Consider the following 25,051-nt stretch of genomic DNA (forward strand, 5'->3'; position numbering starts at 1 on the left):
GGCCCGCACCCCCGGGGGGTGCGGGCCCGCGCCGTGCGGCGTTCCGCGGCGGAAGCGGAAGACGGCGTCGGACGGCGTCAGCGGGTGTCCCGCGTACGGCCTCGCGTCAGCCGGCGAGCAGCTCGCGCGCCAGACGGGCGGTCTCGGACGGCGTCTTGCCGACCTTCACGCCCGCGGCCTCCAGGGCCTCCTTCTTCGCCTGGGCGGTGCCGGACGAGCCGGAGACGATGGCGCCGGCGTGGCCCATGGTCTTGCCCTCGGGGGCGGTGAAGCCCGCGACGTAGCCGACGACCGGCTTGGTGACGTTGGCCTTGATGAAGTCCGCGGCCCGCTCCTCGGCGTCGCCGCCGATCTCGCCGATCATCACGATCAGGTCGGTGTCGGGGTCGGCCTCGAACGCCTTGAGGGCGTCGATGTGGGTGGTGCCGATGATCGGGTCGCCGCCGATGCCGACGCAGGTGGAGAAGCCGAGGTCGCGCAGCTCGTACATCATCTGGTACGTCAGCGTGCCGGACTTCGAGACCAGGCCGATGCGGCCCGGCTTGGTGATGTCGGCCGGGATGATGCCCGCGTTGGACTGGCCGGGGGTGATCAGACCGGGGCAGTTGGGGCCGATGATGCGGGTCTTGTTGCCCTTGGCGCCGGCGTGGGCCCAGAACTCGGCGGTGTCGTGGACGGCGATGCCCTCGGTGATCACCACGGCGAGCGGGATCTCGGCGTCGATCGCCTCGATGACCGCGCTCTTGGTGAACTTCTCCGGGACGAAGACGACGGTGACGTCGGCGCCGGTGGCCTCCATGGCCTCCTTGACCGTGCCGAACACCGGTACCTCGGTGCCGTCGAAGTCGACGCTGGTACCCGCCTTGCGCGGGTTGACGCCGCCGACGATGTTGGTGCCGGAGGCCAGCATGCGCCGGGTGTGCTTCTGGCCCTCGGAGCCGGTCATCCCCTGGACGATGACCTTGCTTTCCTTGGTGAGGAAGATAGCCATTGTTCTCGGTGTCCTCGTCCTTCGTTACTTCGCGGCCAGCTCGGCGGCCCGCTCGGCCGCGCCGTCCATGGTGTCCACCTGCTGCACCAGCGGGTGGTTGGCGTCGGTCAGGATCTTGCGACCCAGCTCCGCGTTGTTGCCGTCGAGGCGCACCACCAGCGGCTTGGTGACGTCCTCGCCCTTGGACTTCAGCAGTTCCAGGGCCTGCACGATGCCGTTGGCGACGGCGTCGCAGGCGGTGATGCCGCCGAAGACGTTGACGAAGACGGACTTGACGTCCGGGTCGCCGAGGATGATCTCCAGGCCGTTGGCCATGACCTCGGCGGAGGCGCCGCCGCCGATGTCGAGGAAGTTGGCGGGCTTGACGCCGCCGTGGTTCTCACCGGCGTAGGCGACGACGTCCAGGGTGCTCATCACGAGGCCCGCGCCGTTGCCGATGATGCCGACCTGGCCGTCGAGCTTGACGTAGTTCAGGCCCTTGGCCTTGGCGGCGGCCTCCAGCGGGTTGGCCGCGGCCTTGTCCTCCAGGGCGGCGTGGTCCGGCTGGCGGAACTCGGCGTTGGCGTCCAGGGAGACCTTGCCGTCCAGCGCGATGATCGTGCCGTCGCCGGTCTTGACCAGCGGGTTCACCTCGACGAGGAGGGCGTCCTCCTTGACGAAGACCGTCCACAGCTTCTGCAGCGTGTCGACCACCTGGTCGGCGATCTCGGCCGGGAACTTCGCGGCCTCGACGATCTCGCGGGCCTTGGCCTCGGTGACGCCCTCGACGGCGTCGACCGGGATCTTGGCCAGGGCCTCGGGCTTGGTGGCCGCGACCTCCTCGATCTCGACACCACCCTCGACGGACGCCATGGCGAGGAAGGTGCGGTTGGCGCGGTCCAGCAGGAAGGAGACGTAGTACTCCTCCGCGATGTCCGCGGTCTGGGCCAGCATCACCTTGTGGACGGTGTGGCCCTTGATGTCCATGCCCAGGATCTGGCCGGCCTTCTCGACCGCGTCGTCCGGGTCGGAGGCCAGCTTCACGCCGCCGGCCTTGCCCCGGCCGCCGGTCTTGACCTGCGCCTTGACGACCGCGCGACCGCCGAGTCGCTCGGTCACCTCGCGCGCCGCCTCGGGCGTGTCGATGACTTCACCGGCCAGCACCGGCACGTCATGCTTGGCGAAGAGATCCCTCGCCTGGTACTCGAACAGGTCCACGCGCGTCCGTCCCTAGTCAGTGGTATCGCGGTTCGTTGTCAGCGTGGGCGTGCCGCGTGGCCGCGGCGTCTGCGGTGGCGCGCGGCATGTCCGCCTTGCAGGTTAGTCCTGTCCGTGTGTCCGGCATAAATCGCAGCTCACACCCGTGCGGTGACAACCGTCACAGAAGCAACCGCCCTCACAGGGGTGCGGGGTGCCGCGGTGAGGCGGGAATCAGCCGATCGCCGGAGTTGTCCGGAACCGGCCGCGGGGCCGGGGCCCGGTGGCCTCCGGCCGGCCCGGCCGCCGCCGGGCCGGCGTGACGGTCGTGCCGGTCACCCGGCCGGCGTCCATGACCGCGGGCAGCCGGCGGGCGGTGACGCCCCGGGTGCGGCGCGGGGCGCGGGTGCGGTGCGGATGCGGTGTGGACGGAAGCCGTGCCCGCGCTCCGGGTCTCGTCGTCCGGGACCCGGTGGCCCCGGCGAGGAGGAGGGGAGGAGGAAACGCGGCCCGCGGACCGGGGCCTGCGCGATCACCAGCCGCCGGCGCCGCCGGGCGGACCGGTGCACCGCGTGCCCCCCTCCCTCGCCCCCGCTTCCCCTCGACGACGGTTCACATCGACGGCGGTTCACATCGTCCTCCGGCCGGTCACTCCTCGGGGATCGGCAGGGGGCGCTTCTCGATCGCCGCCGCCATCACCTCCGGGAAGTGGTCGGGAGTGCAGGCGAAGGCGGGCGCGCCGAGCGCGGCGAGGGCCGCGGCGTGTTCGCGGTCGTAGGCGGGGGCGCCCTCGTCGGAGAGGGCGAGGAGCGTCACGAACTGCACCCCCGCGCTCCTCATCGCGGCGACCCGCTTGAGCATCTCGTCGCGTATGCCGCCCTCGTAGAGGTCGCTGATGAGGACGACCACGGTCTCGGCGGGCCGGGTGATGCGCGACTGGCAGTAGGCGAGCGCCCGGTTGATGTCGGTGCCGCCGCCGAGCCGGGTGCCGAACAGCACGTCGACGGGGTCGTCGAGCTGGTCGGTGAGGTCGGCGACGGAGGTGTCGAAGACGACCAGCCGGGTGGAGACGGACCGCATCGAGGCGAGCACGGCCCCGAAGACGGAGGCGTAGACGACCGAGGCGGCCATCGAGCCGGACTGGTCGACGCAGAGGACGACGTCCTTGCGCACTGCCCGGGAGGCGCGGCCGTAGCCGACGAGCCTCTCGGGCACGACGGTGCGGTACTCGGGCAGGTAGTTCTTCAGGTTGGCCCGGACGGTGCGGTTCCAGTCGATGTCCCGGTGGCGGGGGCGGTGGGCCCGCGCCGACCGGTCGAGGGCGCCCGCCAGCGTCGACCGGGTACGGGACCCGAGCCTGCGCTCCAGGTCCTCCACGACCTTGCGGACGACCGCGCGGGCGGTCTCCCTGCTGGTCTCGGGCATCACCTTGGTGAGCGACAGCAGCGTCCCGACGAGGTGGACGTCGGCCTCGACGGCCTCGAGCGTCTCCGGCTCCAGCAGCAGGGCCGACAGGCCGAGCCGGTCGATGGCGTCGCGCTGCATCACCCGGACGACGGAGGCCGGGAAGTAGGTGCGGATGTCGCCGAGCCAGCGGGCCACGCCCGGCGCCGAGGCGCCCAGCCCGGCGGACCGCGATCCCGGCCGGTCCCCCCTGCCCTCGCCGTCCCCGTACAGGGCGGCGAGGGTGCGGTCCACGGCCGCGTCCCGGCCGGTCAGCTCGCGTCCGGTGCCGTCGGCGTCCTCCCCGCCGCCGAGGACCAGCCGCCAGCGCCGCAGCCGCTCGTCGGCGGCCCGCTCGGCGGTCGTGCGGCCGTCCGTGTGGCCGGCCGCGCGGCCGTCGGCGCGGTCTTCCGTGTGGCCGGCCGTCGTGGTCGGATCGTCCCTCATGCGGTCACCGTCCCCCGTGCCGTACCGGCCGGTCCGCCGGTGTCGGTCGTGCGCTCTCCCAGCAGCAGCCGCAGGGTGGGCAGTACGGCGCCGGCCCGTTCCGGGTCCAGCCCCTCCCCGAAGCCGGGGGCGGTCTCCCACTCCGCCGGCGGCCCGCCCCGGCCCGGAGTGCCGCGCCGGACCAGCTCACCGATGGTGCGCCGCACCCCCGGCTCGTACGCGGCGAACGTCCGCCGCAGCAGCGGCAGCACGTCGGTGAACGCCTCCCCCGGTATCCCGGCCAGCCAGTCGTCCACCAGGGCCAGCAGCCGCTCGTCGTGGACGAGCAGCATGCCGCCGCCCGCCAGGAACCCCTCGATCCAGGCCGCCGCGTCCGGCGGCGCGGCGCCCGGCGAGAGGGCCAGGCCCATCAGCCGGGCCGCCTCGTCCCCGGGGAGCTGCCCGTCGTCCAGCAGCAGCCGGGCGCAGCGTCCACGGACCAGGCCGGGGACGCGGTCGCGTCCGGCGAGGGCGCGCAGCACCGACCGCCAGCGCGTGAGCAGGCCCTCCCGCTCGAGCAGGACGACCGCCCGGTGGGCGGCGTCCACATGGCCGTGCATCTCGGCCGCGCCGTCGGGGCCGAGACCGGCGCAGGCGGGCGGGAGTCCGACGCACACCCGCTCGGCGAGCCCTTCGGCGACCTCGCGGAGCGCGGCGGCGTCCGTACCGCGCACGTCGCCGTAGCGCACGGAGCGCACCAGCGCGGGCAGGGCCTGGGCGAGGTGGCCGACGTCGGCGTCGAGGGCCGCGCGGTCGGCGAGGGCGCGCATCACCGCCGGCAGGGCGTCGCCGAGCCCGGCCGGCAGGCATCGCTCGGCCAGCTCGGCGGCCTCGGCGAGCGAACCGGCGTCACGGGCCAGCGCCTCGGCCCTGGCCGTGGCCGCGGCGGCCACGGTGGTGCCCCACACCCCGGCCTCGGCGATCCGCACCGACAGCTCGGGCCGCCAGCACAGCCGCCAGGTCTCGCGGAAGGTGCCGGTGCTGCCGGTGCGGCCGCGCACCGGCTCGCCCCAGTCGACGCCGAGCAGCCGCAGCCGGTGCAGCAGCCTGCTGCGCGCGGCGGCGTTCTCCTCGCGCAGGTCGAGGTCGATCTCGCGCTCGCGCGCCTCGGGCTTGAGCCGCAGCGACCTCTGCAGGCGGGTGAGGTCGCGCTGGAGCGGTACCGCGGGCGCGTCCCGCGGCACCTCGCCCAGGGCGTCGCCGACGACCAGGCGCTCGTGGACGAGGGCGAGCGGCAGGTCCGAGCCCTCGCACATCACGGCCCGCACCGCGTCGACCGTCTCCCCCAGGCCGGGGAGCGGACGGCCGCGCAGGGCCGCCAGGGTGTCCGCGAGCCGTACCGCCTCGATGACGTGCGCCGAGGACACCGCGTGGTCCTCGGCCCGCAGCAGCCGGGCGACCTCGGTCATCCACCGCTCGACGGGCCGGTCGGGCGCGGCGAACAGGTGGCCGTACCAGCCGGGCGAGGTGATCCCGGCGCCGTAGCCGCTGCGCCGCGCCAGCCGCTCGTTGGTCCACGGCACCCAGGTGATCTCCGTCCTCGCCCTCGGCAGCCCCTTGAGGAGCTGCCGGTCGGCGGCGACGGCCGCCTTCGCGGCGAGGGCGGGCACGTGCCAGGCGCCGCAGACGACGGCGACCCGGTCGTCCCCGAACTCCCTGCGCGCCTCCCTCAGCCGCAGCCGCATATGGGCCTCGCGCAGCGCGTCGCGCCGGTCACCCGTGCCGCCCGTGCCGCCGGGAGCACCGCCGTGCGTCTCGCGCAGGGCGGTCATGGCCTCGGCGAGGGCGGCGAAGGGCGCGTACGGGTCGCGGTGGCCGCCGCGGTGCTCGACGACGTCCTCCCACCAGCGCTCGGGGTCGTCGTGGCCGGCCGTCTCGGCGAGCACCCGCAGCGGGTCGAGGCGGAGCTCCCCGGCCTCCCGCGCCTCCTCCCCGCCGGCACCGCCGCCGTCGTCGTCCCGCATGGCCAGCGTGTGGGACGCGGGCAGGTCGAAGAAGCGCACCGGCACGCCGCGCGCCAGCGCCCAGCGGACGGCGACCCACTCCGGGGAGAACCCGGCCAGCGGCCAGAACGCCGCGCGGCCCGGATCGTCCGCCACATGAGCCAGCAGGGCGACCGGCGGACGCATCTCCTCGTGCGCCGCGAGCTCCACCACCGCGTCGGCCTCCGGCGGCCCCTCCACCAGCAGCACCGCCGGCCCGTGGGCCTCCAGCGCCGCCAGGACGGCCCGCGCCGATCCCGGACCGTGGTGGCGTACGCCCAGCAGCAGCGGCCCCGGGGGCGGCGCCGGGCCCGCGGCGTCCGCGGTTTCCGCGACGCCCTTGACGTCCGCGGCGTCCGCGGCATCCGCCGCCCGCGCGCCGGGCGCGCTCACGCGCTCACCTCGCGGCAGGCGCGGTAGAAGTCCTTCCAGCCGTCGCGCTCGCGGACGACCGCCTCCAGGTACTCCTGCCAGACCACCCGGTCCGCAGCCGGGTCGCGGACGACGGCGCCGAGGATGCCGGCGGCCACGTCGTCCGCGCGCAGCACCCCGTCGCCGAAGTGGGCGGCCAGGGCCAGCCCGCCGGTGACCACCGAGATGGCCTCGGCCGTCGACAGCGTGCCCGAGGGCGACTTGACCCTGGTGCGGCCGTCGGTGGTGACCCCGTCCCGCAGCTCGCGGAAGACGGTGACCACCCGCCGGATCTCGTCGATGCCGTCGGGGACGGCCGGCAGGTCCAGGGAGCGGCCGATCTGCTCCACGCGCCGGGCCACGATGTCCACCTCCGCCTCGGGCGTCTCGGGCAGCGGCAGGACGACGGTGTTGAAGCGGCGGCGCAGCGCGCTGGAGAGCTCGTTGACGCCCCTGTCGCGGTCGTTGGCCGTGGCGATCAGGTTGAAGCCGCTGACGGCCTGGACCTCCTCGCCCAGCTCCGGGACCGGCAGCGTCTTCTCCGACAGGATCGTGATCAGGCTGTCCTGCACATCGGCCGGGATGCGGGTCAGCTCCTCGACCCGCGCGACCATGCCCTCGGACATGGCCCGCATGACGGGGCTGGGCACCAGCGCCTCGCGGCTGGGCCCGTCGGCCAGCAGCCGCGCGTAGTTCCAGCCGTAGCGGATCGCCTCCTCGGCGGTGCCCGCCGTGCCCTGCACCAGCAGCGTGGAGTCGCCGCTGACGGCCGCCGCCAGGTGCTCCGACACCCACGTCTTGGCGGTGCCGGGCACCCCGAGCAGCAGCAGGGCCCGGTCGGTGGCCAGCGTGGTGACGGCCACCTCCACGATCCGGCGCGGGCCGACGTACTTGGGGCTGATGACCGTGCCGTCCGGCAGGGTGCCGCCGAGCAGGTAGGTGGCGACGGCCCAGGGCGACAGCCGCCACCGCCGCGGGCGCGGCCGGTCGTCCGCGGCGGCCAGGGCGCTCAGCTCCCCGGCGAAGGCGTCCTCGGCGTGGGGCCGCAGAGCGGCCGGTGCGCTGGTGGTGGCGGTCACGTTCTCCCCCTCGCGGGCGACTGGTGCGTGTCGGACACCACGATGCACGGGGCCACTGACAATCCCCCGCCGATCCCCCGCCGATCCCCCCGCCGATCTCGCCGGAACCGCCGTGACCTGCGCGGACACCGCCGGGAGGGGGATTGTCAGTGGCGGCTCGTACGGTCGTTCACATGGTTCACCGCACAGAGAGCGAGCTTGTGTTTCCGGTCGGTGAGGGCAACGGCTTCGGTGGTGACGACAACCACGCGTCCGTACGGGGAGAGCGAGGGGCACATGAGCGCAGGGGGATCGCGCTGGACCGCGGAACGGGTGCTGGCGCTGGCGCCTGACGCGGCGTCCGGGAAGGCGGGGGCGGAGCTGGCCGCGCCCGGCCCCTGGTCCGGTACGGGGGCCGGGCGGGGCGCGGTGTGGGGGCGGTGCCGGGGGAGCGGGGGCACGCCGTACCGGACCGTGGTGGACGTGGCGGGCGACGGCTCGCCGGGGTACGGGTGCAGCTGTCCCAGCCGGAAGTCGCCCTGCAAGCACGCGCTGGGTCTGCTCCTGCTGTGGGCGGCGGGCGAGGAGGCCGTACGGGAGGCGCCGCGGGACGTCCCGGACTGGGCCGAGTCGTGGCTGTCGGGCCGGCGGGAGGAAGGGGGAGGACAGGGGGAGCAGGGGGAACGGCAGGGGGATCCGCAGGGAGAACGACAGGGGCGGCGACGGGAGGAGGCCGCCCCGGAGGCGGCGCGGCGGCGCGCCGAGCGGCGGGCCGCGCGGATCGCGGCGGGCGCCACCGAGCTGGAGCAGCGCCTGGCGGACCTGCTGCGCGGCGGGCTGGCGGGCACGGAGGGGGCGGGGCGCTCGGGCTACGCCGTCTGGGACGAGACGGCCGCCCGCATGGTGGACGCCCAGGCGCCGGGGCTGGCCGCGCGGGTGCGGGAGCTGGGGGCCGTCCCCGGCTCCGGCCCCGGCTGGCCGTCCCGGCTGCTGGAGGAGTGCGCCCTGCTGCACCTGCTGGACCAGGGGTTCCTGGGCATCGGCGGGCTGCCGGAACCGCTGGCCGCGACCGTGCGGTCGCGGGTGGGGATCACCACGGGGACCGCCGAGGTCCTCGCCGACCGCGACGCGCTGGTGCGCGACCACTGGCTGGTGCTGGGCCGGCACGAGTCCGAGGAGGGGAAGGTGACGGCGCGCCGCTTCTGGCTGTACGGGCGGCGCACCGGGCGCACGGCGCTGGTGCTGTCGTTCGGCGCGGCCGGGCGGGCGCCGGAACCGGCGCTCCCGGTGGGCGTCTCGCTCGACGCCGACCTGGCCTACTACCCCGGCGCCCCGGCGCTGCGGGCCGCCCTCGGCGAGCGGCACGCGGCGCCGGAGCCGGGCGGGAGGCCGCCGGGCGCGGGCGTGCACGAGGCGCTGGCCTCCTACGGCGCCGCGCTGTGCGGCGATCCCTGGCTGGACGGCTGGCCGGTGGTCCTGGCGGACGTGGTGCCCGTACCGGTCGGGGAGGACTGGCAGCTCGCCGAGGCCGAGGGGGACTCCGCGCTGCCGGTGGTGCGGACGGCGGGGGTGCGGTCCCGGATGTGGCGGCTGGCCGCCGTCTCGGGCGGCGGCCCGGTCACCGTCTTCGGCGAGTGCGGCCACCGGGGCTTCACCCCGTACACGGTCTGGGCGGGCCCGGAGGCGGATGCCGGGCCGGAGGCGGCGATACCGCTCGCCGCGGCGGACGCGCGGGGAGGCGCGGCATGAGCTGGAGCGAACTGGTGGGCGCCGCGCTGCTGGGCGCGGAGCGGCGCACGCCGCCCGGCGGTTCGGTCGAGGCGCTGCTGGACGCCGCCGCCGTGGAGACGGTGCGGCGGCGGGCGGGGCTGCGGCCCGCCGCCGCGGCCCCGCGGCCGGAGCCGGCGCCCGAGGACCCGCGTCCGCCGCTGCCCCCTGCCGCCGCCCGGCGGCTGGCCCTCCTGCTCGCCGACCGCCCCGGCGCGGGCGGCGGGCGGCGGGGCACCGCGCCCGACCTCGCCGAGTTGCTTCCGCAGTGGCTGGCCGCCGCCGACGCCCACGGCTACCGCGTTCCGGCCGAGCAGTTGCCCGCCCTGCTGGACGCCGCCCGCGCGCGGACGGACCTGCGCGCCCGGACGCTGGCCCTGGGCGGGCCGCGCGCGCTGTGGCTGGCGCGGCTCAATCCGGACTGGAGGTTCGCGCTGCGCGGCGGGTCCGGCCGCGGCTCCGGCCCGCTCCCGGACGGGCCGGACGGGCCGGACGAAGGAGCCGTGCGGCGGCTGTGGGAGGAGGGCCTGTTCGCCGAGCGGTCGGCGCTGCTGCTGTCGCTGCGGCGCCGTGATCCGGCGGCGGCCCGCGAACTGCTGGCCGGCACCTGGTCCACGGAACGGGCCGAGGACCGGCTGATGTTCCTGGACTCGCTGCGCGAGGGCCTGTCGCCGGACGACGAGGAGTTCCTGGAGCGGGCGCTGGCCGACCGCAGCCGCACGGTACGGTCCACCGCCGCCGAGCTGCTGTCGGCGCTGCCCGGTTCCGCCCTCGCGGCCCGGATGGCGGTCCGGGCCCGCTCCTGCGTCGCGCCGGACCGCACCGGGCAGCCGGGCGGGCTGGTGGTCGAGGCCCCGTACGAGTGCGACGCGGGCATGCAGCGCGACGGCGTGGTGCCCAAGCCGCCCCCGGGCCGCGGCGAGCGGTCGTGGTGGCTGGCCCAGGTGGTGGAGGCCGCGCCGCTCGACACCTGGCCCGGGCACCTGGGCGGCCGTACGCCGGCGGAGATCACGGCCCTGCCGGTTGCCGACGACTGGGAGGCGGAGCTGCACGCGGCCTGGGCGCAGGCCGCGGTGCGCCAGCGGAACGCCGCGTGGGCGCGGGCGCTGCTGGGGAAGCCGTCCGCCCCGGCGGCGGCGGCCCCGGGCGACCCGGCGAAGCTGCTGGCGGTGCTGCCGGCCGGGGAGCGGGCGGAGTGGGCGGCGCGGTTCATCGCGGCCCACGGCCTGTCCGAGGCGTTCCGGGTGCTGGGCGTCTGCGCGGTCCCCTGGGCCGAGCCGCTGGGGCGGGCCGTGGTGGACGCGCTGGAGATCGCCCGGGACGCGGGCAGCTACCCGTGGAGCTTCAGCGGGGTGATGGGCATGGCCGAGCGCTGCCTGGACCCGGCCCAGGCCGACCGCCTCGCCCCGCTGGCCGCCGTCCCGGACGAGCCGGAGGACGGCTCACCGGGGGCGGGCGGCTACTGGGCGGAGGCGTTCCAGCGGCTGGTGGCCACGCTCCACCTCCGCGCCACGATGCTCGGGGAGCTCGATCCGGCGCCCCCTCCGGCGGAGGACGGCGCCGGCGCCCGCCCTGACCGGGATCAGGCCGCCACGGACCTGACGTGAGAGCGCACCCACTCCACCACGTCGCCCGTCGGCGCGCCCGGGGTGAAGATCTCGGCGACGCCCTGGGCCTTGAGCGGGGGGATGTCGTCCTCGGGGATGATGCCGCCGCCGAAGACCTTGATGTCCTCCGCGTCGCGCTCCCGCAGCAGCTCCAGCACCTTGGCGAAGAGCGTGTTGTGGGCGCCGGAGAGGATGGACAGGCCGATCGCGTCGGCGTCCTCCTGGATCGCGGTGTCCACGATCTGCTCGGGCGTCTGGTGCAGGCCCGTGTAGATGACCTCCATACCGGCGTCGCGCAGCGCCCGTGCGATCACCTTGGCGCCGCGGTCGTGGCCGTCGAGACCCGGCTTGGCGATCACCACGCGGATCGGACCCGACACACCCATCACTGCCTCCCAAAACGACTGCGGCCCGGCTGGTCCGCCCGACCATCTGTCAGTGGGCGGTTACCCGGTGAACGAACGTTATCGCCAGCATCCCCCACCCGGCGGTTTCGCGGTACGGAGGGAGGGGGAAATCACACACGGGACACCGACCGTCACGGCCGGGCACACGCCACCGCGCTCCGCGACCGGGCATCGCGACACACCGGGCGCGCGGCCGGGGCCGTCGGGGAGCCGCAGCGAGGACGCCCACCACCGTGCCGCCGACCACGTGGCACGGCGGTGCGGTGCGGCCGCGCGACCGCGGCGACTTCCCGGACATCCCACGGCGGGGCCCGGCGGCCCCCTGATCCGCGTCCGCCCTGCATCACGGCGGCCCTCGGGGGCATACGACCAGATATGTCCAGCGCGCGCCACCGGGGAGCGCCGGGAAGCACCGGGGAGGAGGTCACCGGCCATGAGGGTCACCAGGGCACTGCCCTTCGCGTCCGGCTCGTTCCTCGGTGCCCTGCCGCTGTCCCTGATCCCCTTCGCGCCGCGCGAGCTGCGGGCCGCCGCGCTGGAGGCCGCCTTCCTGGCGAGCCGCACCCTGCTCTACCCCGTCGGCATGGCGCAGGAGCGGTACGTCCCGGCTCCCCCGGCCGGCGGAACCGGCGGAACCGGCGGAACCGACGGGGAGAACCGCCCGAAGTCCCCGGCCGGAGACGGGGAAAGGAAGAAGGGGAGCACCGGGGACACCGGGAGCCGCGAGGGGGACGGCTGTCCGCCCGTACTGCTGCTGCACGGCTTCATCGACAACCGCTCGGTGTTCACCCTGCTGCGCCGCTCACTGGTGCGCAACGGCTGGCGCGACATCTGCGCCTTCAACTACTCCCCCCTCACCTGCGACGTCCGCTGCGCCGCCGAACGCCTGGCGGAGTACGTCGAGGGCGTCTGCGAGAGGACCGGCCGGCGCCGCATCGACGTGGTCGGGCACAGCCTCGGCGGCCTGATCGCCCGCTACTACGTCCAGCGCATGGGAGGCGACGCCCGCGTCCGCACCCTGGTCACCCTCGGCACCCCGCACTCCGGCACCCGTGTCGCGCCGCTGATGTCGGCCCACCCGATCGTGCGTCAACTGCGCCCGGAATCCGATGTGATCGGGGAGCTGGCCGGTCCCGCGCCGGACTGCCGCACCCGCTTCGTGGCCTTCTGGAGCGATCTGGACCAGCTGATGGTTCCGGCCGAGACCGCCCGGCTCGACCACCCCGACCTGGACGCCCGCAGTGTGCGGGTGAGCGGTCTGGGGCATCTGACGCTCCCCGCGCACTGGGAGGTCGCCGCCGGGATCCGGCAGGAGCTGGCCGCCGAGGCGCGGTCGCGCCGCGCCGAGCGGGGGTCCGCCGGGGCGGCCTGACCGCTTTCCCGCCGGTCTTTTCCCCTCGCACACGTCTTGCGCACGTCTTCCGCACGGGAATTCCCGGACGGCCGAAGCCGTTTCAGTGAGTTACGGCTTCCTTTTTAATCGAACGCATTTCGAACGCGCGGCCAAGTACTGGTCCGTAGTCCGCCGAAAGGCGACCGAATGCCCGTTTCCCGGCCGTCCAAAACCTGCCGAAGATTGTCGCCGTCGCGTACCGCCGGGTACAGTCGCCGCACTGCTCCGCCCCTGTCGCCGAGGCGAAAGAGAAGTTGGTGGTGAACGACCGTCACCCGTCGGGAGTCTCGACCCCGGCCGATTCCCCCGCCGACTCCTCGTACGGCCCCTACGGTTCCCCGTACGACCAGTCCGCCTACGGCCACCAGGGTTCGCAGGACACCTCGTACGGCTACGTCACCGGCACCTTCGACACCCTCGGCGCCGCGTACGGCGAAGGCGACCCCCTTTTCGGACCGCTGCCGACGGACGCCTCCCAGCCCTCCGCCGGCCAGGCAATGCCCTCCGGTGACGCCTGGACGGGGGACACCGGGCAGCACGCCGTCTACGACGGCTACCCCGCCACCGCCTGGACGCACATCCCGGCGCAGGCCGCGCCGCACCCGGACGAGACCGGCCACGGCTGGACGGACAGCGGCTACGGCACGGGCGTCCACGCCGACCCGGCGGCCTCCCCGGACGGGATCTGGACGGGGGACACCGGGCAGCACGCCGTCTACGACGGCTACTCCGCCACCGCCTGGGACGAGGCCGGTTCCCGTCCCCCGGCCGAGCCCGAGGCCCCCGCCGAGCGGACCGCCGCCTTCGAGGCCCCGGGCGCGTGCGGCGAGCACGGCGAATACGGCGAATACGAGGCGTACGCCCCCGCCGGCGCGGACGAGGCCGGCGCCTCCGCCGGATCGGCCGAGTCCGCCGAATCAGCCGGGTTCCCCGAATTCCCCGGCGCCCCCGACTCCGGGTGGCCCGACGCCCCCGACGCCCCCGACGTCTCCGGAGCCCTCGACACCCCCGGCCCGGCGCGGCCGGAGGAGTACGGGGAGGGCCCCCGGAACACCGGGCCGTCCGCCCGTCCGGCGGGCTCGCGCCGCCGCCGCTCCGCGCGGCCGAAGCGTTCGGCGCTGCTCACCGTCGCCGTGCCGTCCGTCTGCGTCATGGGCGTCACCGCCGTGGCCGCCGCCTCCGTCAGCGGCGTCGGCGACGAGGCCGACGACACCACCACCCAGGCCGCCCCCGACGCCGCCTCCGCCGTCAAGACCACCGCGGCCAACAGCAAGCTGGACACCCAGCTCGCCGGACTCTCCGACGAGGCCGAGGGGTTCGCCGACCGCGCCAGCCGCACCCAGGAGCGCATCGACCTCAAGGAGCGCCAGGAGGCCGAGCGCAAGCGCAAGGCGGCCGAGGCGGCCCGCAAGGAGGCGATGCGCCCCAAGTTCGCGCTCCCGGTGGCCCAGCACGGGCTCAGCGCGTACTACGGGCAGGCCGGCATCAACTGGATGTCGCTGCACACGGGCCTGGACTTCCCCGTCGGCTACGGCACCCCGGTCATGGCCGCCACCGACGGCACGGTCAGGACCCAGTGGAACAGCGCCTACGGCAACATGGCGATAGTGACCGCGCCCGACGGGACCGAGACCTGGTACTGCCATCTGAGCAGCACCCGGATCCGCTCCGGCTACGTCAAGGCCGGCGACACCATCGCCTACTCCGGCAACTCCGGGAACTCCACCGGTCCCCACCTGCACTTCGAGGTGCGGCCGGCCGGCGGCGCGGCCATCGACCCGCTGCCCTGGTTCCGCTCCAAGGGCCTGGATCCCACCTGACCCCGCCCGGCCCCACCTGACTCCGTCCGACCCCGACCGGCCTCATCCGACGACCGGCCCCGGCCCGGACGACCCGGCGGCCCGCCGGCTCCGGAAGCCCGGGGCCGGCGCGCCCGTACCCCTCGCGATGCCCGGCGCGGGGCGCGGAGCCCCGGCTCAGCGCCCCGCGCTCAGAGCTTCTCCACCGGCGCGTACCGCAGCAGCAGCCGCTTCGGCTTGTCGCCGCCGAAGTCGATCGTCGCCTCCGCGTTGTCCCCGCTGCCCTTCACGGCCACGACCCTGCCGAGCCCGAAGCTGTCGTGCGTCACCCGGTCCCCCGCCTCCAGCGCGACGACCGGACGGTCCTTGGCCCGGCCCGTGGCGAAGCCGCTCGGCCCGCGCCGCCGCGACGACGGGCCGGACGAGAACGACGACGACAGCGAGGACGCCGCCGGCGACAGCCCCCCGGTGCCGGCCCCGCTCCGCGAGCCGGCGCCCGGCGAGGCCATCGGCCCCGTGCGCCTCCAGTCCAGGTACTGCTCCGGGATCTCCTCCAGGAAGCGGGAGGGCGGGTTGTACGCGGGCTGGCCCCAGGCGCTGCGCATCGACGAGCGCGTGAGGTAGAGCCGCTCGCGCGCCCGCGTGATGCCGACGTACGCCAGCCGCCGCTCCTCCTCCAGTTCCTTGGTGTTGCCCAGGGTCCGCAGGTGCGGGAAGACGCCGTCCTCCATGCCGGTCAGGAAGACGACCGGGAACTCCAGGCCCTTGGCGGTGTGCAGCGTCATCAGCGTGACGACGCCGGTGCCCTCGGTGTCCTCGTCCGGGATCTGGTCGGAGTCGGCGACCAGGGCCACCTGCTCCAGGAACTCCGCGAGCGTGCCGGGGTTCTCGCCCCGCTCCTGCTCGAACTCCAGCGCCACGGCGGCCAGTTCCTGGAGGTTCTCCACCCGGGTCTCGTCCTGGGGGTCGGTGGACGCCTGCAACTCGGCCAGGTAGCCGGTGCGTTCGAGGACGGCCTCCAGGACGGTCGCCGGCCCGGCGCCGGAGTCCACGACCGTCCGCAGGTCCTCCATGAGCGCGTTGAAGCGCTTGACGGCGTTGGCCGAGCGGGCCGCCATGCCGTACGCCTCGTCGACCCGGCGCAGGGCCTGCGGGAAGGTGATCCTCTCGCGCAGCGCCAGCGCCTCGATCATCGCCTCGGCCCGGTCGCCGATGCCGCGCTTGGGCACGTTGAGGATGCGGCGCAGCGGCACGGCGTCCTCGGGGTTGGCCAGCACCCGCAGGTACGCCAGGACGTCGCGGACCTCCTTGCGCTCGTAGAAGCGCACGCCGCCCACCACCCGGTACGGCAGGCCGACCCGGATGAAGACCTCCTCGAAGACGCGGGACTGCGCGTTGGTGCGGTAGAAGACGGCCACGTCGCCCGCCTTCGCCGTGCCCGCGTCCGTCAGCCGGTCGATCTCCTCGGCGACGAACTGCGCCTCGTCGTGCTCGGTGTCGGCGACGTAGCCGGTGATGCGGGATCCGGCGCCGGCGTCGGTCCACAGGTTCTTCGGGCGGCGGTTCTCGTTCCGCTCGATGACGGCGTTGGCGGCGGAGAGGATGGTCTGCGTGGAGCGGTAGTTCTGCTCCAGCAGGATGGTGGTGGCGTCCGGGTAGTCCTCCTCGAACTGGAGGATGTTGCGGATGGTGGCGCCGCGGAACGCGTAGATCGACTGGTCGGCGTCACCGACCACGCACAGCTCGGCGCGCCCTTCGCCGGCCGCGCCCCCCTCGCCGCCGCCCACTCCCACCAGTTCCCTGATCAGGGTGTACTGGGCGTGGTTGGTGTCCTGGTACTCGTCGACCAGGACGTGGCGGAAGCGGCGGCGGTAGTGCTCGGCGACGTCCGGGAACGCCTGGAACAGGTGCACCGTCGTCATGATGATGTCGTCGAAGTCCAGGGCGTTGGCCTCGCGCAGCCGCGCCTGGTACATCGCGTACGCCTCGGCCAGCGTCTTCTCGAAGCCGTCGGTGGCCTGGCCGGCGAAGTCCTCCTCGTCGATCAGCTCGTTCTTCAGGTTCGAGACCTTGGCGCTGAACGACTTGGGCGGGAAGCGCTTGGGGTCCAGCTCCAGGTCGCGGCAGACCAGCGCCATCAGACGGCGGGAGTCGGCGGCGTCGTAGATCGAGAAGCTGGAGGTGAAGCCGAGCTTCTTGCTCTCGCGGCGCAGTATGCGCACGCAGGCGCTGTGGAAGGTGGAGACCCACATCGACTGCGCGCGCGGGCCGACCAGTTCCGCCACGCGCTCCTTCATCTCGCCCGCGGCCTTGTTGGTGAAGGTGATCGCGAGGATCTCGCCGGGGTGCACGCCGCGCGCCCCCAGCAGGTGTGCGATGCGGTGGGTGAGCACCCTCGTCTTGCCGGATCCGGCGCCCGCGACGATCAGCAGGGGCGAGCCGGTGTGCACCACGGCCGCGCGCTGCTGCTCGTTCAGCCCCTCCAGCAGGGCGGCCGGGTCGACGACGGGGCGGGCGGCGCCGTCCCGATAGTAGGCGTCGCGCGCCCCGCCGCCGGCGAAGGCGCCCGCGAAGAGGTCGTCCGGCGCGTCGTCGTCCGGCGGCGCGGAGATCTCCTCCGGCGGGGGCGGCGGCTCCTCGTCCCCGGAGGGCTCGAGGTCGGCCAGGAAGCTGTCGTCGAAGAGGCTGCTCATCGTCGTACGAGTCTAGGCCGCCCCGTCGGCGGGCGGGCGGTCCGCTCCTAAGATGGCGGGCATGACCGATGCCCCCGCCCCCCGTCCACGTCCCGGCTCGGAACTGCGCGCGGGCCACGCCGACCGCGACGCGGTGGCCGAGCGGCTGCGCGAGGCGGCGGGGGACGGCCGGATCGATCTGGAGGAGCTGGAGGAGCGGCTGGAGCGGGCCTTCGCCGCCAAGACGTACGGCGAGCTGGAGTCGCTGGTCGCGGACCTGCCCGGCCGGGGGACGGAGGGCCTGGCCCCGGAGGCGCGGGAGCCGCTGGTGCTCAGGACGGTCGCCGGGGAGATCAGGCAGACCGGCCACTGGGTGGTGCCGGAGCGGATCACCGCCAAGAACACCCTGGGGCAGATCGTGATCGACTTCACGCGGGCGGAGTGCCCCCACCGCGAGGTCCGCCTGGAGATCGACGCGGGGATGGGCGAGGTCAGGATCATCGTGCCGCGCGGCTGGTCGGTGCGGACCGAGGGGCTGAGCTCCGGGCTGGGCTCCGTGCGGAACCGGGCCACCGAACCGCCCGTGCCCGGCATGCCGGTGCTGCGGATCAGCGGCGGCGCCAAGGCGGGGACGATCGTCGTGCGCCACCCGTACCGCTGGCCGGGGCGCCGCTCCGGCGACTGAGCACGGCCGGCCGGGCCCGCCGGGCGGTCGCGCGGGCGCCGGCGGGGCTCCCGAAACGGACGATAACCGACCGATAACAAATCGGTTTCGGGATATACCGAGCACCTGCCTTCACAGGAGCCCCACCAGTGTCCTACCGTCCACCGTCAGGCGGCCCGGACACCTCGCCAGCGACAGCGTCGGCACGGGCGGCCTCCGCCGAGTCCGGCCGCGGGGCCGGAGCCGGGACCCGCTCCCCACCGAGGTGAACCGGGCCGGCGGCCCCTGGGGCGGCCTTCCGCGTCCGAACCCGGCCGGGGTCCTCCGCCGCCGAGGGCGGGCGGGGGTCCGGCAGGCGGTGTTCCACGGAAGGAGCGCTCGCCTTGGCGTCGCACCGCAAGCCGCGCACCCTTCTGCTGTCCCCGGCCTCCCGGCGCGGAGCGGTCGGGTTCACCACCGCCGCCCTCGCCTCCGCCACCCTCCTCTCCCAGGGCCCCGCCCAGGCGGCGCCCGAGGACGGCAGGCCGTCGGTCGAGGAGGTGCGGAAGCGGGTGGACGCGCTGTACCGGGAGGCGGGCGGTGCGACGCAGCGGTACAACGCGGCGAAGGAGAAGGCCGACGCGCAGCGCGGGAAGGTGGACCGGCTCCTCGACGAGGCCGCCGAGCGCGCGGACAGGCTCAACGACGCGCGGCGGAAGCTGGGCGGCTACGCCGCCGCGCAGTACCGCACCGGCGGGGTCTCGGGGACGGCGGTGCTGCTCCTGTCCGAGAACCCCCAGGAGTTCTTCGGCCAGAAGCACCTGATGGACCGGATCACCGACCGCCAGCGGCAGGCCGTGGACGACTACGAGGCGGAGCAGCGGGCGGCGAAGAGGAAGCGGTCGGAGGCGACCGCGAGCCTGGCCGAGCTCACCGACGCGCAGGAGAGGCTGGCGGAGAGCAGGAGGACCGTCCAGGGCAAGCTGGCGAAGGCGCGGGAGCTGCTGTCGAAGCTGACCGCCGAGGAGCGGGCCCGGCTGGCGGAGGAGGAGCGCAAGCGGCAGGAGGAGGCCCGCCGCAAGGCGGCCGCCGCCGCTGCCGAGCGCGAGAAGCGGCAGGCGGAGGCCGGGGCCGAGCGGCGGGAGACCGGGACTCCGGCGGACCCCGGCAAGGGAACGGGCACGGGAACGGGCACGGGAACGGGCGCCGGCACGGACACCGGAAGCGGAACCGGCACGGACACCGGGACCGGCGGCGGTGCGGCGGACGGCTCGTACGCCGCCAAGGCGGACAGGGTCATCGCCTTCGCCGAGGCGCAGATCGGCAAGCCGTACGTCTGGGGCGCCACCGGCCCCCACTCCTACGACTGCTCCGGCCTCACCCGGGCGGCCTGGCTCAGCGCGGGCGTCTCGCTGCCGCGCACCACCTACGGCCAGGCGGACGCGGGCACGCGGATCGCCAGGGCGGACATGCGGCCGGGCGACCTGGTCTTCTTCTACGACGACATCAGCCACGTCGGCGTCTACGCGGGCGGCGGCCAGATGATCCACGCGCCGAAGCCGGGCGCGGAGGTGCGCTACGAGTCCGTCGACCACATGCCCTTCCACAGCGCGGTCCGCCCGGCCTGATCCGGCCGGCCCGCCCCGGCCGGGGCGGCCGCTCCGGCCGCCCGCCTACGTCCACATGACGGCGATGAAGATGTTGGCGACGGTGAGCAGGCCCACGGTGCCGAACAGCGGCGCGGGCAGCCGCTCCTCGTCCCGCTTGACGTAGACCAGGCCGAGGATCACCACCAGCAGGGTGAGCTTCACGCCGATCTTGACGTGGTTGACCGTCTGGCCGTCGGCCTCGTTCAGGCCCACCAGGGCCACGCCCGTCACCAGCATGGTGAGGGCTCCGTGCAGCATCGCCGGGTTGATGCGCGCCTCGCCGGCGCCCATGGCCTTCATCTGGGTCATGAAGCCGCCGAGCAGGGCGCCGATGCCGACTATGTGCAGGCCGACGAAGAAGTGGGTGAGTGCCTCCATGGGCGCGAGCGTAGCCGGGGGCTCCCCCGCCTCCCGCGGGGAGGGCACGTCCGCGTCCGCTCCCTGACCAGGCTGCTCCGGCGAGTGTTGTCATCACACTCAAAGATGTAGTACTTCTAGTACATGAGCGAGCAGGTGCACAACAGGCTGGCCATGGTGCGCGCGGAGCGGAAGGTCTCCCGCCGGCGCCTGGCGGAGGCGGTCGGCGCCCACTACCAGACCATCGGCTACATCGAGCGCGGCGAGTACAACCCGAGCCTCGACCTGGCTCTGCGGATCGCCGCGTTCTTCGAGCTGCCGGTCGAGGCGCTGTTCTCCCTGGAGCCCTTCCGCCCGCTCACCGACGAGGTCTACGGGAGGAATCGGACATGAGGGCCACGACGCGTTACGACCAGCGCATGCTGCGGTTGATGAACGACCCCCGCCACCGGCGCGTCCACGCCACCCGGGCGCGCCGGCGCGGCCTCGTCGCCGCGCACGTCGCCCTGACCGCCGCCGCCCTGGCGACCCTGGCGCCCCTGACCGGCCGCCTGACGGACCCGGGACCCCGGTGGGCGGCGCTCGCCGCCCTCCTCCTGCTGACCGCGGCGTGGTGCGTCGTCACCGGAATGCTCAACCTGGCCACCCGCGGACTGATGGAACTGCGCGCCCGGGTGCTGGACGAGCGCCAGCACGCCGAGCGCGGGCGGGCGTTCGTCCTGGCGCACCGGACCTCCCTCGGCCTGCACCTGGCCGCGCTGCTGTGGGTGCTCCTGGCGTACGGCGGCGGGTACGCGGAGGTCTCCGCCCGAACCCTGGCCGGGACCGTGCTCGTCCTGCTGGTGGCGCACTGGCTGCTGCCGCTGTGGGCCGCCGTCCTGACCGCGCGCGACGAGCCGGACGAGCCGGACGAGTGAACCGCGCCGGCCGCCCGTCCCCCGCGGGGGTCGCACGGTCCGCCGGAGCGGTTCACTCGTCCGGGTGATGGACGCCCGGCGCCCCGGGCCGCGCGCCCGCCCGCCACCACCGCGAACCGGCGTCCGCGGGCCGCGGACGCCGCACCCGGACCCCTCCCCGTAGGGCACAATGCCCTCCCGTTGCCGGTGTGTTGGCGGCTCGGGGAGAGCCGGGGAGAGGTGGGTCGACAGTGGCCGTGGACACGGCGCGGGGCGGCGGTGCGGCGGGCGCGTCCCCGGGAGGGACGGCGGGACCGCCCAGGGCGGCGGACGGCGGTGCGGCGGCCGGTCACGGCGGCTGCGCCTGCACGGACTGCCCGCACGGCGTGCGGGAGGGCCGCCGCCGCGCGCTCGCCGAGTTCCGGCGGCGGCACGACGAACTCGCGGCGGGCGGTGGAGTGCCCGCCGCCCTCGCCCACTCCCCCGGCGCGTCCCGCCAGTGGGTCTCCGACGAGCTGACCCAGGCGGCCCACACCGTCGCCGAACGCACCCGCGCCGAGGCGGACTTCCGGCTGGGCGCGCTGTGGCGGCGGACCGCCACCGCCGTCTGGGGCGCGGTCGCCCTGCTGCTGGCGGGCCAGGCGGTCACCGCGGCGCTCGGCGCGGGGTGGACGACCGGGCGCACGGCCGGACTGGTCGCGGCGCTGGCCGGTGCGGCGGCGCTGACCGCCGCCGCCCGGCTGCACCGGGCGCGCGGCGGGGTGCTGGCGCCGGTGATCGGCGAGGACAACCGGCTCTCCACCTCCCGCGCGGTCGCCGCCGTGTGGGTGCTGCTGGCCTCGTACTCCGTCCTGGTCCTCGCCGTCGGACTGGCCGCCGCGCCCGGCTCGGACGCGCGGGCCCGCCTGCTCGCCGGCCCGGACCTGGAGCGCGGCGCCGGGCTGCTGACCGTCCTGGCCCTCTCCTGCGCGGCGGCCGTCGCCGCGCAGCGGACCGTCGCGCTGCGGGTGCGGGCGCAGCGGCTGCAGAAGGTGCGCGCCGACCGGCCCCGCGCCGCCGACCTGCTCACCGACGACAGCGGGCGCGGCTCCTTCACGGACGTGCAGTACGTGCTGGTGAGCGGTGTCGCGGCGGTCTTCGCGGCGGTACGGCTGGCCCGCCGGCCCGGCGAGCTGCCGGACCTGCCCTGGGGCCTGGCCCTGCTGGTCGCGATCTCGGCGGTGACGTACCTGGCGGGGAAGTACGCCGAGGGCGGCCGTCCCGTCATCCTGTCCGTCGTCCGCTCCCGCGAGGTAGGCGACTTGGACGCGCCGATCCGCACCGGCGACGACATCGAGATCCGCGGCTCGGGCTTCGTGCCGCCCGGCGCGGAGGCCCCGGACCGGCTGGCGCGCACGACGGTGCGCATCGGCGCCGTCCACGTCCACGTACCGCTGGTCCCGGTCGCCGGGGGCTTCGCCAACCCGGCCGACGCCGTGCTGACCGTCCCCGTGCCGGTGGAGGTCGAGCCCGGCCGGGTCGAGGTGCAGGTGATCACCGCCGCGGGCGTGGAGACCAACCGCTACCCCATCGACGTCCTGGACTGACACCGCGGACGGGACCGGGCCGCGGACGGGACCGGGACCGGGGCCGGGACGAACGCTTTCCGCCTCCCCGCGTCCTCCCCGGCAGGGCGCGCGGGACGGCCGCGCGCCATGCGCTGCTGCCGCCGCGCCTGTTCCTCGGCGACACCTTCCCCCACACCGGGGCCGACGAGCTGACCGACCCCGCCTTCGTCACCGCCTCGGGGCCCGGGTCGCCGGGCGAGCCGGCCGGACCGTGGGCCGGAGCGTCGGTCCGTACCACTACGGCCAGGACCTGGCGTACCTGGTGGCCTGGGCGCCCCTGCTGCCGGCGGGCGCCGCCGCTCTCGCTGGACGCGGCCCCGGCCCTCCCGGCATCCGCGCCCGCCGGGAGGGGAACCGGCGGACGCGGACGGTCGGTGGCCGCTCAGCGGCTCGTCGGTGAGCCGGCGGGAGCTCGGCGGCGGCTCACTTGTAGGTGATGTCCGACGCGGAGTAGAGGCAGTTCCTGCCGTCCGGACCGCTGCCGACCTGGGTCGGCTCCTTGCCGGTGTTGTTGCCCTGGTAGCGGACGCACGGCTTGATCCTCTTCCTGGAGTCGCCCACGATCGTGACGTTCCGCAGGGTGGCGGTGTCCCCGTAGTTGCTGTTGATGCCGACCAGGGACGTGCCGGGCGCGGTGACCGTCACGCCGTCGACGACGACGTGACGGGTGTACTGCTTCCCGCAGTTGCCGCAGGTGCGCACCAGCTTGCCGAAGTCGGACACGTCGAACTTCGAGACCGTCAGGGTGCCCGCGCCGTTGAACTGGAAGACCTTGTCGTCGGCCTTGCGGGCGCCGCCGCCGGTGACGGTGTACCTCGCCGAGGAGGAGGTGCCCTTGAAGGTGGCGGCGTCCTCGCCGACGTCCTCCCACCACACGTTCTGCAGGGTGCAGCTGCCCGTGCAGTGCACGCCGTCGGCGGCGGGGGCGCCGAGGATCACGTTCTTCAGGACGGCGCCGTCCTTCAGCTTGAAGACCGGGTCCTGGCCCTCGTCCTGCCCGTCGCCGCCCAGCTCGCCGCTGCCGTGGAAGCGCTTCATGCCGCCGTCGTAGGTGCCCGACACCTCGATGGTGGAGGGGACCGCCTTGGTCCCCTTCGCGGTCGGCCACGCGGCGGCGGCGCCCGCCGACGAGGTCGGCACCGCGCCGGTGGCGACCGCCGCTCCCGTCGCCACGGCGGCGGTCAGGACCGCGACGGTGCGGCGGCGGGTGAACCGCCTGCGGTGGCTTCCGCGCTGATGGACTGTCTGGTTCATGGGGTGTTCCGACTTCCGTGGGGGCCTGCTTGCGCTCCTGTGTCGCCGCCGGGGCGCGGGAGGTTGCCGCCGGAGCGGAATTTCCCCCGCGGTCGCGCCCCGGCCGGTTCCGCCGACTTACGCAACAAGGTTTCACAAGCGGTTACTATGCTCAGCGCCCCACGCCGGGCACGAGCACATCACACGGAGGCTCGCCATGGTCCTGGACGACGCGTCGGCCGAGTTCCATGACTTCTTCGAGCGCCACCACGCCGAACTCGCGCGCCTCGCCTACATGCTGACGGGCGAGCCGGACGCGGCCGAGGACCTGGCGGCCGACGCGCTGGTGGAGCTCTGGCACCGCTGGGACCGCGTACGCGGCGCCGACCACCCCGTCGCCTACGCCCGCGGCGTCGTCGCCAACAAGGCCCGGTCCCGCATCCGCAGCGCGGTGCGCGAGCGGCGCCGTCTGAACCTGTTCCGGCTCCACCGCTCCGAGCGGTTCGACGACCCGGACGTGGCGGCCGTCGTGGACGTGCGGACGGCCCTGGCGCGGCTGGCCTTCGGCAAGCGCGCCTGCGTCGTGCTGCGCTACGCCCTCGACCTGTCCGAGAGGGAGACGGCGCTCGCGCTGGGCGTGTCGGTGGGTACCGTCAAGAGCCAGACGTCCAAGGGCATGGCGGAGCTGCGCCGGATGCTGGGGACACGGGCGGCCGGCGAACTGGTGGGAAGAGAGCTGGGAAGAGAGCACTGAATGGACCCCCTGCACGAGTTGCTGCGGGAAGAGGCCGGCGCCTACCGGCCCGACCGTGCGCGCATGCGCGCACGGGTGCGCCACGGCATCTCCGCCGGGGCGGAGGACGCCCCCGGCCGTGTCCGCGCCCGGGCGTCCGGCCCGTCCTGGCCCCGGATCGCCCTCGTCGCCGTGGCGTCCACCGCGGTCCTCCTCGCCGGCGTCCAGGCCGTCACCTCCCCGGTCCGCGAGGACGGGCCGGCCCGGGAGGTGGCCACCGTGCCGCTCCCCCCGCCGGATCCGGACGCCGCGGCGCCCTCCTCCCCGGACGCGGCGCCGGGCAGCGGGCCGCTGCGTTCCGAGGGCGTCGTCGATCCCCACAGCAACGCCTACTGGGCGCAGAGCAACGTCACGCTCACCACCCGCGAGCCCCTCACCGCGCTCGTGCTGGAGGTGCGGATCGCCCAGACCGGCGGCGTACGGGAGACCGGCAGCTGGCGGACCCGGCCCGCGGCCGACTTCACCGTCGCCACCCGCGAGGAGGGCGGCGCGCTGGTCTACCGCTGGACCCTGAAGGAGGGCCGGACCGTCCCCGCCGGGCGGCACGTCTTCGCGGCCCAGTACGACCACGCGGCCGGCGCGCGCGACGCGGGGGGCGACACCTACACCGCGACCGCCGCGGCGGCGGGGGGCGAGCACACCGTCCGGGGCGCCTTCCGGGACCCGTCCGGCTGACCGCCG

General features: G+C 75.1%; 20 protein-coding genes. 11 read left to right on the plus strand and 9 right to left on the minus strand.

Features of this window, described 5'->3' with window-relative positions:
- Positions 1-106 precede the first annotated feature (106 nt).
- From sucD to QC029_RS25725, 5 genes are all read right to left on the minus strand, one after another.
- Positions 107-991 carry a succinate--CoA ligase subunit alpha gene (gene sucD, locus QC029_RS25705; protein ID WP_279558184.1) on the minus strand — a complete coding sequence of 295 codons (885 nt, stop codon included), beginning with the start codon at positions 989-991 and terminating at the stop codon, positions 107-109.
- 24 nt (positions 992-1,015) lie between these two features.
- Positions 1,016-2,188 carry an ADP-forming succinate--CoA ligase subunit beta gene (sucC, locus tag QC029_RS25710; protein ID WP_279558185.1) on the minus strand — a complete coding sequence of 391 codons (1,173 nt, stop codon included), beginning with the start codon at positions 2,186-2,188 and terminating at the stop codon, positions 1,016-1,018.
- Between the two features lie 627 nt (positions 2,189-2,815).
- On the minus strand, positions 2,816-4,057 hold the full coding sequence (locus QC029_RS25715; RefSeq protein ID WP_279558186.1) for a VWA domain-containing protein: 1,242 nt from the start codon (positions 4,055-4,057) through the stop codon (positions 2,816-2,818).
- Positions 4,054-6,366, minus strand: coding sequence for a DUF5682 family protein (locus QC029_RS25720; RefSeq protein WP_279558212.1), 2,313 nt, complete (start codon positions 6,364-6,366; stop codon positions 4,054-4,056). Before QC029_RS25720 ends, QC029_RS25715 begins: the two co-directional genes overlap by 4 nt.
- A 101-nt stretch (positions 6,367-6,467) precedes the next feature.
- Positions 6,468-7,568 carry an AAA family ATPase gene (locus tag QC029_RS25725; protein WP_279558187.1) on the minus strand — a complete coding sequence of 367 codons (1,101 nt, stop codon included), beginning with the start codon at positions 7,566-7,568 and terminating at the stop codon, positions 6,468-6,470.
- A 276-nt stretch (positions 7,569-7,844) separates the two neighbouring features.
- Here QC029_RS25725 and QC029_RS25730 point away from each other — a divergent pair, with 276 nt between their 5' ends.
- Together QC029_RS25730 and QC029_RS25735 are read left to right on the plus strand one after the other, a co-directional pair.
- Positions 7,845-9,296 (plus strand): SWIM zinc finger family protein, encoded by a 1,452-nt coding sequence (locus QC029_RS25730; RefSeq protein ID WP_279558188.1) that lies wholly within the window; start codon positions 7,845-7,847, stop codon positions 9,294-9,296.
- The gene (locus tag QC029_RS25735) at positions 9,293-10,921 is read left to right on the plus strand and encodes a DUF5691 domain-containing protein (protein WP_279558189.1); all 1,629 of its coding nucleotides are present in this window, start codon (positions 9,293-9,295) and stop codon (positions 10,919-10,921) included. The genes QC029_RS25730 and QC029_RS25735 overlap by 4 nt, the downstream gene beginning before the upstream one ends.
- On the opposite strand, the gene QC029_RS25740 is transcribed toward QC029_RS25735, so the two are convergent.
- A complete protein-coding gene (locus QC029_RS25740) occupies positions 10,897-11,307 on the minus strand; it encodes a cobalamin B12-binding domain-containing protein (protein WP_279558190.1) in 411 nt (136 codons plus the stop codon). The two genes, QC029_RS25735 and QC029_RS25740, sit on opposite strands and share 25 nt — an antisense overlap.
- A 454-nt stretch (positions 11,308-11,761) precedes the next feature.
- On the opposite strand from QC029_RS25740, the gene QC029_RS25745 reads away from it, so the two are divergent.
- Both QC029_RS25745 and QC029_RS25750 read left to right on the plus strand, forming a co-directional pair.
- Positions 11,762-12,700 carry an alpha/beta fold hydrolase gene (locus QC029_RS25745; RefSeq protein WP_279558191.1) on the plus strand — a complete coding sequence of 313 codons (939 nt, stop codon included), beginning with the start codon at positions 11,762-11,764 and terminating at the stop codon, positions 12,698-12,700.
- 281 nt (positions 12,701-12,981) lie between these two features.
- A complete protein-coding gene (locus QC029_RS25750) occupies positions 12,982-14,541 on the plus strand; it encodes a peptidoglycan DD-metalloendopeptidase family protein (protein ID WP_279558192.1) in 1,560 nt (519 codons plus the stop codon).
- A 170-nt stretch (positions 14,542-14,711) separates the two neighbouring features.
- Here QC029_RS25750 and pcrA read toward each other — a convergent pair whose 3' ends face one another.
- The gene (gene pcrA / locus QC029_RS25755; RefSeq protein ID WP_279558193.1) at positions 14,712-17,213 is read right to left on the minus strand and encodes a DNA helicase PcrA; all 2,502 of its coding nucleotides are present in this window, start codon (positions 17,211-17,213) and stop codon (positions 14,712-14,714) included.
- A 61-nt stretch (positions 17,214-17,274) separates the two neighbouring features.
- Between pcrA and QC029_RS25760 the strand changes: the two genes are divergently transcribed.
- Entirely contained in the window at positions 17,275-17,877 is a 603-nt protein-coding gene (locus QC029_RS25760) for a DUF1707 domain-containing protein (protein ID WP_279558194.1), read from the plus strand.
- A 362-nt stretch (positions 17,878-18,239) separates the two neighbouring features.
- Positions 18,240-19,463 carry an NlpC/P60 family protein gene (locus tag QC029_RS25765; protein ID WP_279558195.1) on the plus strand — a complete coding sequence of 408 codons (1,224 nt, stop codon included), beginning with the start codon at positions 18,240-18,242 and terminating at the stop codon, positions 19,461-19,463.
- Between the two features lie 45 nt (positions 19,464-19,508).
- Here QC029_RS25765 and QC029_RS25770 read toward each other — a convergent pair whose 3' ends face one another.
- Positions 19,509-19,862, minus strand: a complete 354-nt coding sequence (locus tag QC029_RS25770) for a hypothetical protein (RefSeq protein WP_279558196.1) — start codon at positions 19,860-19,862, stop codon at positions 19,509-19,511.
- A 123-nt stretch (positions 19,863-19,985) separates the two neighbouring features.
- Here QC029_RS25770 and QC029_RS25775 point away from each other — a divergent pair, with 123 nt between their 5' ends.
- From QC029_RS25775 to QC029_RS25785, 3 genes are all read left to right on the plus strand, one after another.
- Positions 19,986-20,234: a helix-turn-helix transcriptional regulator gene (locus tag QC029_RS25775; RefSeq protein WP_279558197.1), complete on the plus strand. Its 249-nt coding sequence runs from the start codon at positions 19,986-19,988 to the stop codon at positions 20,232-20,234.
- Positions 20,231-20,758, plus strand: a complete 528-nt coding sequence (locus QC029_RS25780; protein WP_279558198.1) for a hypothetical protein — start codon at positions 20,231-20,233, stop codon at positions 20,756-20,758. Before QC029_RS25775 ends, QC029_RS25780 begins: the two co-directional genes overlap by 4 nt.
- A gap of 365 nt (positions 20,759-21,123) precedes the next feature.
- Entirely contained in the window at positions 21,124-22,323 is a 1,200-nt protein-coding gene (locus QC029_RS25785; RefSeq protein ID WP_279558213.1) for a hypothetical protein, read from the plus strand.
- Between the two features lie 444 nt (positions 22,324-22,767).
- On the opposite strand, the gene QC029_RS25790 is transcribed toward QC029_RS25785, so the two are convergent.
- The gene (locus tag QC029_RS25790; RefSeq protein ID WP_279558199.1) at positions 22,768-23,598 is read right to left on the minus strand and encodes a pectate lyase; all 831 of its coding nucleotides are present in this window, start codon (positions 23,596-23,598) and stop codon (positions 22,768-22,770) included.
- Positions 23,599-23,794: 196 nt separating this feature from the next.
- Between QC029_RS25790 and QC029_RS25795 the strand changes: the two genes are divergently transcribed.
- Both QC029_RS25795 and QC029_RS25800 read left to right on the plus strand, forming a co-directional pair.
- The gene (locus tag QC029_RS25795) at positions 23,795-24,331 is read left to right on the plus strand and encodes a SigE family RNA polymerase sigma factor (protein ID WP_279558200.1); all 537 of its coding nucleotides are present in this window, start codon (positions 23,795-23,797) and stop codon (positions 24,329-24,331) included.
- Positions 24,332-25,045 carry a hypothetical protein gene (locus tag QC029_RS25800; RefSeq protein WP_279558201.1) on the plus strand — a complete coding sequence of 238 codons (714 nt, stop codon included), beginning with the start codon at positions 24,332-24,334 and terminating at the stop codon, positions 25,043-25,045.
- The last annotated feature ends 6 nt before the right edge of the window (positions 25,046-25,051 follow it).

Source organism: Streptomyces sp. DH37 (assembly GCF_029813835.1).
Taxonomy (GTDB): Bacteria; Actinomycetota; Actinomycetes; order Streptomycetales; family Streptomycetaceae; genus Streptomyces.

Coding starts and splice junctions, on each gene's coding strand:
- sucD (WP_279558184.1), bottom strand. CDS start 991: ATGGCTATCTTCCTCACCAAGGAAAGCAAGGTCATCGTCCAGGGGATG.
- QC029_RS25715 (WP_279558186.1), bottom strand. CDS start 4,057: ATGAGGGACGATCCGACCACGACGGCCGGCCACACGGAAGACCGCGCC.
- QC029_RS25730 (WP_279558188.1), top strand. CDS start 7,845: ATGAGCGCAGGGGGATCGCGCTGGACCGCGGAACGGGTGCTGGCGCTG.
- QC029_RS25790 (WP_279558199.1), bottom strand. CDS start 23,598: ATGAACCAGACAGTCCATCAGCGCGGAAGCCACCGCAGGCGGTTCACC.
- QC029_RS25735 (WP_279558189.1), top strand. CDS start 9,293: ATGAGCTGGAGCGAACTGGTGGGCGCCGCGCTGCTGGGCGCGGAGCGG.
- pcrA (WP_279558193.1), bottom strand. CDS start 17,213: ATGAGCAGCCTCTTCGACGACAGCTTCCTGGCCGACCTCGAGCCCTCC.
- QC029_RS25770 (WP_279558196.1), bottom strand. CDS start 19,862: ATGGAGGCACTCACCCACTTCTTCGTCGGCCTGCACATAGTCGGCATC.
- QC029_RS25740 (WP_279558190.1), bottom strand. CDS start 11,307: ATGGGTGTGTCGGGTCCGATCCGCGTGGTGATCGCCAAGCCGGGTCTC.
- QC029_RS25800 (WP_279558201.1), top strand. CDS start 24,332: ATGGACCCCCTGCACGAGTTGCTGCGGGAAGAGGCCGGCGCCTACCGG.
- QC029_RS25745 (WP_279558191.1), top strand. CDS start 11,762: ATGAGGGTCACCAGGGCACTGCCCTTCGCGTCCGGCTCGTTCCTCGGT.
- QC029_RS25780 (WP_279558198.1), top strand. CDS start 20,231: ATGAGGGCCACGACGCGTTACGACCAGCGCATGCTGCGGTTGATGAAC.
- QC029_RS25760 (WP_279558194.1), top strand. CDS start 17,275: ATGACCGATGCCCCCGCCCCCCGTCCACGTCCCGGCTCGGAACTGCGC.
- QC029_RS25775 (WP_279558197.1), top strand. CDS start 19,986: ATGAGCGAGCAGGTGCACAACAGGCTGGCCATGGTGCGCGCGGAGCGG.
- QC029_RS25795 (WP_279558200.1), top strand. CDS start 23,795: ATGGTCCTGGACGACGCGTCGGCCGAGTTCCATGACTTCTTCGAGCGC.